Annotated in this window: 8 protein-coding genes; 4 read left to right on the top strand and 4 right to left on the bottom strand. The window is 63.1% G+C overall.

What is annotated here, in order from left to right; translation table 11 throughout:
- Window positions 1–15: 15 nt before the first annotated feature.
- The gene (locus Y703_RS0105035) at window positions 16–927 is read right to left on the bottom strand and encodes a LysR family transcriptional regulator (RefSeq protein WP_026551835.1); all 912 of its coding nucleotides are present in this window, start codon (window positions 925–927) and stop codon (window positions 16–18) included.
- A gap of 150 nt (window positions 928–1,077) precedes the next feature.
- On the opposite strand from Y703_RS0105035, the gene Y703_RS0105040 reads away from it, so the two are divergent.
- Together Y703_RS0105040 and Y703_RS0105045 are read left to right on the top strand one after the other, a co-directional pair.
- Window positions 1,078–2,460 (top strand): MFS transporter, encoded by a 1,383-nt coding sequence (locus Y703_RS0105040; protein WP_035763922.1) that lies wholly within the window; start codon window positions 1,078–1,080, stop codon window positions 2,458–2,460.
- Window positions 2,460–3,221, top strand: a complete 762-nt coding sequence (locus Y703_RS0105045; RefSeq protein ID WP_026551837.1) for a 3-hydroxybutyrate dehydrogenase — start codon at window positions 2,460–2,462, stop codon at window positions 3,219–3,221. Before Y703_RS0105040 ends, Y703_RS0105045 begins: the two co-directional genes overlap by 1 nt.
- Window positions 3,222–3,264: 43 nt before the next feature.
- On the opposite strand, the gene Y703_RS0105050 is transcribed toward Y703_RS0105045, so the two are convergent.
- On the bottom strand, window positions 3,265–4,716 hold the full coding sequence (locus Y703_RS0105050) for an NCS2 family permease (protein ID WP_026551838.1): 1,452 nt from the start codon (window positions 4,714–4,716) through the stop codon (window positions 3,265–3,267).
- Between the two features lie 110 nt (window positions 4,717–4,826).
- On the opposite strand from Y703_RS0105050, the gene Y703_RS0105055 reads away from it, so the two are divergent.
- A complete protein-coding gene (locus Y703_RS0105055) occupies window positions 4,827–5,435 on the top strand; it encodes a copper resistance CopC family protein (protein WP_253907943.1) in 609 nt (202 codons plus the stop codon).
- Window positions 5,436–5,459: 24 nt separating this feature from the next.
- Here the strand turns inward: Y703_RS0105055 and Y703_RS0105060 are convergent, their stop codons facing one another.
- A complete protein-coding gene (locus tag Y703_RS0105060; protein ID WP_051427324.1) occupies window positions 5,460–6,098 on the bottom strand; it encodes an FAD-dependent monooxygenase in 639 nt (212 codons plus the stop codon).
- 269 nt (window positions 6,099–6,367) lie between these two features.
- On the opposite strand from Y703_RS0105060, the gene Y703_RS0105065 reads away from it, so the two are divergent.
- Window positions 6,368–7,390 carry a universal stress protein gene (locus tag Y703_RS0105065; RefSeq protein WP_026551841.1) on the top strand — a complete coding sequence of 341 codons (1,023 nt, stop codon included), beginning with the start codon at window positions 6,368–6,370 and terminating at the stop codon, window positions 7,388–7,390.
- 36 nt (window positions 7,391–7,426) lie between these two features.
- On the opposite strand, the gene Y703_RS21385 is transcribed toward Y703_RS0105065, so the two are convergent.
- Window positions 7,427–8,291 (bottom strand): C40 family peptidase (locus Y703_RS21385; RefSeq protein ID WP_162148865.1); only part of this gene is annotated, 865 nt, incomplete at its 5' end.

Here is an 8,291-nt window from a genome sequence, read left to right on the forward strand (position 1 = left end):
GGTCGTGGCGGTCGATCACCCCGCGTGGGTGGTCTTGCCCAGCAGTTCGTTCTCGTACGCGGCAGTTGCGTCCCGCAACGCTGCGACCACTGCGGCTACCGCTGGCTGTCGCAGCGAATCCGGTCTGGCCACCAGCCAGTACCCTAGCCGCTCGGCGATCTCGCCAGGGAGCAAGCGGACCAGGTCTCCATGCCGGTCGGCCATGAAGCAGGGCAGCAGCCCAAGTCCGGCGCCCGCCCGGGTGGCCTCGATATGGACAAAGACGTTGGTTGAGCTGAGGGAATCCTTCATGGTGGGCAGTAACCGCCGGGGCGCGTCGAGGCTGTCGACCTGCAGCATGGAGTCGATGAAGTAGACCAGCGGATGCTCGGAAGCCTCGTCAACGGTGAGCGGTGCAGGGTTCTCAGCGAGATAGTCCCGCGACGCGTAGAGGCCAAGCATGTATTCGCCCAGCCGCATGGCTTCGGCCCGGTGCACCTGAGGTTCGCCGACCACCACCTCAAGGTCAAGGCCGCTGCGGGTCTGCGAGGCGCGCCGGGTTGCCGCAACGATCTCGATAGTCAGACGTGGATGCTGGCGCCGGAGTGTAGCGAACGCGGGCGCGGCAATATAGGCGCTGAACCCATCGGTGGCGCTCATGCGGACGACGCCGGCTACCGGGCTGCCGTCGTCGTCGTCGCCCGCCAGGATGGCCAGCGCGGCAGCGACCCGCTCAGCGGCGGCCACCGCCTTGCCGCCCAGCTGGGTCAGTTCCCACCCTCCGCTGGCACGGACGAGAACGTGCCCACCGAGGCTCTTCTCCAGCGCGGTGATGCGGCGCGACACAGTGGTGTGGTTCAGGTCGAGGCTTTCGGCCGCCGACGTGAACCGTCCGGTATGCGAAACGGCCAGCAGGATCAGCAGGTCGTCCGGATTCAGCTCGCTCATCTCTGCAGTTTCGCAGGTTTGCGGTGCGGATGTGGTCATTGAAGCACTGCCAATCTGCAGGGATACTCAGTGAGGTTGCCATAAAGTGACAGCAGTCACAGCACCCCCAGTTTCATTCAGGTGTCACTGCCGACACAGAAGGAGATCGTCATGAGCGTCAATCAACGCTCCCCTCAATCCGGCCAGGACCGGACCGAAACCTCAGGACTCAAAAAGGTTGTTGCCGCCTCCATGGTGGGAACGGTCGTCGAGTGGTACGAGTTCTTTCTCTATGCCACAGCCGCCACCCTGGTGTTTGCGGTGGTGTTCTTCCCCAACGCGGCAACTCCGCTGGATGGAATCATCGCCGCATTCCTGACCTACGCCGTCGGGTTCATTGCCCGGCCGCTCGGCGGGATCTTTTTCGGCCAGATTGGTGACAAGCTCGGCCGGAAGCACACCCTTCAGGTGACCATCATCTTGGTCGGCGCCGCGACGTTCCTGATGGGCTGCCTGCCCGGATTCAACTCAATCGGTTACTGGGCGCCGGCACTTTTGGTGGTGCTGCGCTTCATCCAGGGCTTCGCCGTCGGCGGTGAGTGGGGTGGGGCAGTCCTTCTGGTTGCGGAGCACAGCCCGAACAGATCACGAGGGTTCTGGGCCAGCTGGCCGCAGGCAGCCGTTCCGGTTGGCAATCTTTTGGCCACCGTGGTGCTGCTGACCATGTCGTTCATCCTTCCCGAAGACGAGTTCCTGGCGTGGGGCTGGAGGGTTGCGTTCTGGCTGTCGGCAATCATCGTGGTGATTGGCTACTACATTCGGACGCACGTCAGCGAGGCGCCGATCTTCCTCGAAGCGCGTGAGCAGGTGAAGCGGGAGAAAACGATCAATTACGGAGTTCTGGAGGTAGTCAGGAAGTACCCCAGGGGAATCCTCGGCGCAATGGGCCTGCGGTTTGCCGAGAACATTCTCTACTACATCATCGTTAGCTTCTCGATCGTCTACCTGAAAACCGTCCACGAGTATGACACCAGTCAGCTTCTGCTTGCCCTCCTCATCGCTCACGTGGTGCACTTCCTGGTGATTCCGCAGGTCGGTCGGCTCTCCGACCGCTTCGGCCGCAAGCCGGTGTACCTGGCTGGGGCAATCCTCGGTGCAACCTGGGCGTTCTTCGCTTTCCCGATGTTCGACACCCAGAACCCGGTGATCATCATCCTGGCTGTCACCATTGGACTCTGCTTCCACGCGCTGATGTATGCCGGCCAGCCGGCCATCATGGCCGAGATGTTCCCCACCCGGATGCGCTACTCAGGTGTATCCCTCGGCTACCAGGTGACCTCGATCATCGCCGGCTCGATGGCGCCGATTATTGCCACGGCCATCCTGCAGGAGACCGGTTCGTGGGTGGGTGTCGCCCTCTACGTCCTGGGCGCCTGTGTGGTAACTGCCATCGCCGTCATCACTCTCCGCGAAACCAGGGGTATCTCGCTACGAGACGTCGACGCCGAGGACGCGCAGCGGCACGGTATCTCGGTCCCACAGGGTTCCGCCTGATGGCTTCGACACCGGCTCCTCCACTCGCTGGGCGCCGGGCTCTGGTGACCGGCGGTGCCAGCGGGATCGGCGCTGCCACGGTGCGCGCTCTCGCGGCGCAGGGGGCGCATGTGACAGTTGCCGACCGGGACGGGGACGGCGCCATCGCATTGGCGCAGGAGGTGGATGGCGAATCCTGGACCGTCGACCTGCTGCGTACCGGCCAACTGGAGGAGCTCACCCTCGACGTCGACATCCTGATCAACAACGCTGGTATCCAGGCGGTGCAACCGATTCACGAGTTTGACCCGGCCGATTTCCGGCGGATCCACACCCTGATGTTGGAGGCGCCGTTTCTGCTGATCCGTGCCGCACTGCCCGCAATGTATGAGAGGGGTTTTGGCCGGATCATTAATCTGTCCTCAATTCATGGGCTGCGCGCGTCCCCGTTCAAGGCAGCTTATGTGTCGGCGAAACACGGGCTTGAGGGCCTGTCCAAGGTGACGGCGCTGGAGGGTGGCGCCCGTGGAGTAACGAGCAATTGCGTGAATCCGGGATACGTTCGGACCCCGCTGGTCGAGAATCAGATCGCCGATCAGGCACGGTTGCACGGGATCACCGAGGAGGATGTGCTGTCCACCATCATGTTGACGGAGAGTGCCATCAAACGGATGGTTGAACCGGAGGAAGTGGCAGCGTTGGTGTGCTGGCTCGCCTCGGATATTGCCGGCATGGTGACCGGCTCGTCCTACGTGATGGATGGCGGATGGTCTGCTCGCTGACCGGCTGTGCGAAGCGGGTCAGCCAGCCAGGGAAGACCGGTCTCTAGCGCAGGCCAAGCGCAAGTTCGATTGGCCCGATCCCGAAGAAGATGACGAACGCGCCTGCAACTGCCCACAACAGGGGATGAATCTCCCGTGCCCGCCCCTGAAAGGTGCGCACCAGGACGTAGGCGATAAATCCGGCGCCCAGGCCGTTGGCGATGGAGTAGGTGAACGGCATCAGGATGAACGTCAGGAACGCCGGAATGGCAACTCCCCAGTCCTGCCAGTCAATCCGACCCACCTGCGCCACCATCATGAAACCGACGACGACGAGCGCCGGTGCTACCGCTTCGAACGGCACCAGTGAGATGAGCGGCGTGAAGAACATTGCCAGGAGGAACAAGACGCCGGTGACGATGTTAGCGATTCCGGTGCGCGCACCCTCGCCGATGCCAGCACCCGACTCCACGTAAATCTGGTTCGAGGAGACTGACCCGGCACCACCAGCGACGGCGCCGAGCGCATCCACCACAAGGATCCGGTTCACGCCGGGGATATTGCCCTTCTGATCGACAAGCTTCGCCTCGTTGGCAAGGCCCACCATTGTGCCCATCGCGTCGAAGAAGATGCTCAACAAGATGGTGAACGTCAGCAGCAGGGCCGCGGTCGCCCCAATGGTGCTGAAGGCCCCAAATAGACTTACGTTGCCGATCAGCGACAGGTCGGGCACCCCCAGCCAGGAACCAGTGGGTGGCTCGGGGACCACCAGGGACCAGCCTTGGGCGTTGGCACCACCGGGCCCAACGCTGGGACCCACATCGGCAACCGCTTCAATGACCACGGCGAGGATCGTTGAAGCAATAACGCCGATCAGGATTCCGCCCCGCACCTTCCTTACTACCAGCGCTATGGTCAGGATCAGTCCGAAAACAAACACCAGTGTTGGCCACCCCAAGAGTGCGCCCTCGAAGCCGAGCCCAACCGGAACAGTGGTTTGAGCGACGTCGGGAACCCGCCGCACGAACCCAGCGTTGACGAGGCCGATCAGTGCGATGAAGAGGCCGATGCCCACCACGATTGCGGTTTTGAGGCTCTCGGGGACTGCATTGAATACCGCCGTCCGGAACCCGGTGAGGACCAGAATGAGCATGGTGAGGCCGGCCAGCACCACCAATCCCATGACCTGGGGCCAGGTCAGTTCAGGGTTCGTGGCCACAGTGATAGCTACGAACGCGTTGACCCCCAACCCGGTGGCGAGTGCAAACGGGTACTTAGCCCAGGCGCCCATCACGATGGTGAGGATTCCCGCGACCAGCGCGGTGACTGCCGCGACGCGTTCGAAGCCCAACTCGGCACCCGATGAATCGGCGCCAGCGAGGATTAGCGGGTTGAGGACCACGATGTAGCTCATGGCGAAGAAAGTGGCAACCCCACCCCGGATTTCCCGCGCATAGGTGCTGCCACGGTGTGTTACTTCGAAATAGCGGTCCAGTACGGAACCCTTTTTGAGCATGGTTATTCCTCGAACGATGTGGGGCGGTCTGCGGATCGAGTCTATCTGCTGTCAGCGGGGTGCACTCCTTCTCCCAGCGAGCTGACAGCCCCGGCACGTAGGGTTGAGTAATGAATAACGCCTACCCCACCGCCTCAATCGCCACCGCCGCCCCTTCCTTCATCAGGGTTCCTGCGCTGTTGGCAACGATGTTGCTGGTGGCACTGATGACCGCCCTCGATTCCGCTCCAGCGGCAACTGCCCACGACGAACTGGCAAGCAGCAATCCAGCGTCGGGCGCGAGTGTTGAGGTACTACCCGAGGCCGTGGAGCTGACGTTCTCCAACGTGCCATCGGGTATTGGCTCGGAGGTGGAAATACTCGACGCGAATGGGGAGAACTGGGCGGAGGGCGACGTATCGATTGTTGACCGCGTAGCCAGTCAGCCAGTCCGCGCGGGCGCGCCCGCGGGGGAGTACACGGTGAACTGGCGAGTGGTGTCCTCAGACGCGCACCCCATTGAAGGCACCTTCGCGTTCACTGCGTCTGCCGCCGGGACAGGACCGGTGCCCGGAGCAACAGTGGGCACGCAGATGCCGATAGAGATAGAGGATTCAGCGCAGACATCGCAGAATGACTTCCCATGGAGCGTAGTGGTGATGGTTGTGGTTCTGGTCATTCTGGCCTTGGTGCTCGCGGTTACGGCGCGCAAAAAACTGCGACAGGGTGCCGACTCCTGACCCCAGCAGCTCACTTCTGCTGAGCTAGACGCCGAGTGCCCGCGACGCTGGAGCCGTTGAGGGTGGGTGTTGCAGAATCGCAGTACTTACCAGCTTCGCCTGCCGGACAATCTCCCGTGTGGTGGGGCTGAGTAGTTCACCCACTCCGACGAGGTGGAGGCCGATCGCGCGGGCCGCCGCTCTGAGGTCGTTACCGACGGCAAGGCCGATGGACAACAGGAACCGTCGCAGTTGGTTCTGGGGGTATTTCGTCAGCACTACGTGGTCGGCCAGCAGTACGCCGCTGCCAGTCTGGACGGCCCATTTCTTGGATCCCAGGGCCGGGGCGGGCAACAGGGTGGAATGACCCACCACGCAGAGATTCTCGGCGACAGTGCTGTGCCGGATGTCAAGGGAATGGCTACTGGCATAGCCGCGCAGCAGCCGGAGCAGTTCGTTTCGCTCTGACAGGGACACCGAGTCGGTCATGGCGGCTCGGGACAGCTGTCCCGTGTCTACCGAGTCCATGCATTCGACCACTATGGATTCGATACCGCGTCGACTGAGTTCGCTGGCGACTGCCAATCCTGGAAGCCCCGAGCCGATGACAACCGTAGTGGTGAGTTCCGCGCTGCCGCGCACGTCTGAGCGCGTGGCAGCGGGTCCAGGCAACGGCGAACTCACGGGGTGGACCTCCGAAGGGAAGAGTAATTCCGCACAGCCCGGCGCCTCTTCCGGGCCGTGCGGACACTTGGCTGCGAACGGGTCAACCAAGCGCATTCCGTTACACCTGAGCTGCATGTGGCTCATTCAAGTAACGATTTCTCGAAGCCTATAGAACTTTGGCCCCGGTGAATAGTCCTATGCGGGAGAGTAGGCTTTGAAATAGTTTGGTAGCGGTTCTCCGACCGCCGACCGAGCGCCGGAAAACGCGATCGCAGAGAGGCGAGGCCATGGAAAAGGCACAGTCTGAGAATGGTGTTGAGAGTCTCTACGGCAGCGGTGTTGTGGTCGGCGTGGACGGCTCCGATCAGGGCCAATGTGCTTTGGTCTGGGCGGCCCATGAGGCAGCGCGCAGAGGTGTCCGCCTCAGCGTGGTCACTGCCTATACGGTTCCGGTGTTCGCCGCCTCAAGCATGGACGCGGGGTACGCCACCATTGACGACGCCGTCATCCGAGAGGGTGCGCAGGCCGTGCTCGACCAATCCGTTGCGGGAGTCCAAAGCCTTCCGGTCGAGATTGTTCCCCGCGTCGAGGCGGGAGACGCTGCGGGAGTTCTCCTTGAACTGTCGGAGGAAGCTGAACTGGTTGTTGTCGGGTCCCGAGGCCGAGGTGGTTTCGTTGGACGGCTTCTGGGATCGGTGAGTAGCGCGGTACCCGCACATGCCAAATGTCCTACAGTGGTGATTCCCCTGTGCGCCGCCCGCAGGTTCAACGAGGCGGGAGTTGAGCCGCCTACGACGAAGGGCGAACCCGGACCTACCGCTGACCAGGTGGAGCAGGTTGTGGTTGTCGGGGTCGACGGCTCGGAACAGGCGCGGATGGCTTCCATCGCCGCGGCAGAGCAGGCTGTGTCGCGGGGAATGCCACTGCGCGTAGTCTGCTCGCTACCTCCCTTCACCGGCTCCCTTGCGTGGGTTCCTGCACCACTTGACCGAGAAGCGCTGCATGCCGATATCCGCACCTCACTGAACGCGGGCAAGGCGTGGCTGCAGAGCCATTTTCCTGGCCTGGAAATCTCGGTTGATCTCCTCGATGGTCCACCGGTCGAGGTACTCATCGAGTGCTCGCGCACTTCCGAGTTGCTTGTCGTAGGAACACGCGGGCGCGGGGGCTTTGCCGGAATGCTGCTCGGCTCCACCAGCCAGGGAGTCCTCCATCATGCCAAGGGACCTGTGCTCGTGGTTCCAGACAGCAATGATCCGCGGTTGCTGGACAGGAAGAACTTCGGCCCGATGGTCGCTCCCACCGGCTAACTCGTCGCCCAGTGCTCACGCTCGGGAACGATTCGATTAGAACCTTGCGACGAGCGGGTACAGGTTGGGCATGCCACCCATGTGCGCCAGGTCTGTCACCAGAATGCCCTGCGACTCGTTAAGCGCGTTGACCACTTTGTTGTTGCCGATGTAAATACCGACATGGTAGAAGTTCCCGGGTGATCCCCAGAACACCAGATCGCCAGGCTGGGCCTGCGCGAGTGGTACATGCTTGGAGCTCGCTGCGTACTGTGCTGTGGCCACCCGAGGCAGCGAGATGCCAGCGGACGCGAACGCCTGTTGCACCAGTCCCGAGCAGTCGAAGTCACGCGGCCCCGCACCACCCCACTGGTAGAAGTTTGGGGATCCGGTCTTTGCCATGGCGTAGCTGATGGCCGCTGAGACCGATCCGCCATTTGAGGGGGGCGGTGCAGGAATTGGGGCAGGAGGCGCCGGCGCCGGGGCGGGTGCCGGAGAGGGCGCTGGAACAGGGGAGGGTGCTGGTGCAGGAGGCGCCGGAGCCGGCGCCGGTGGGCGCGGTGCAGGAGGCCTGGGGGGCGCCGGTGCTGGCGCTGGGGCTGGCGCGGGATTTGTGGGCGCAGGCGCAGGCGCTGCGGGCCGGCTAACCGCTGGCGTGCTGGGAGCGGGTGCTGGTGCGTCACTGGTGGGGGCTGGCGGAAGGATCGTGGCGGGCGCGGTCTTCTGAAGGGTTACCGGAGCGTCGTCGGGCAGCTGGGCTGCTGCGGCCTCAGCAGTGCGCTCGGACTCGGCGATAATCTCGGCGAGCTCCAGCTCGCGCTGCTGAGCCTCCAACCCGGAAATACGTTGTTCCTCTAGGGCCGCAGTGGTGTCGCGCAGCGACGCGAGTTGGTCGACCAGGATGGTGCGCTCGGCCTGCCGT

The organism is Arthrobacter sp. H20 (assembly GCF_000520515.1).
Lineage (GTDB): Bacteria > Actinomycetota > Actinomycetes > Actinomycetales > Micrococcaceae > Arthrobacter_D.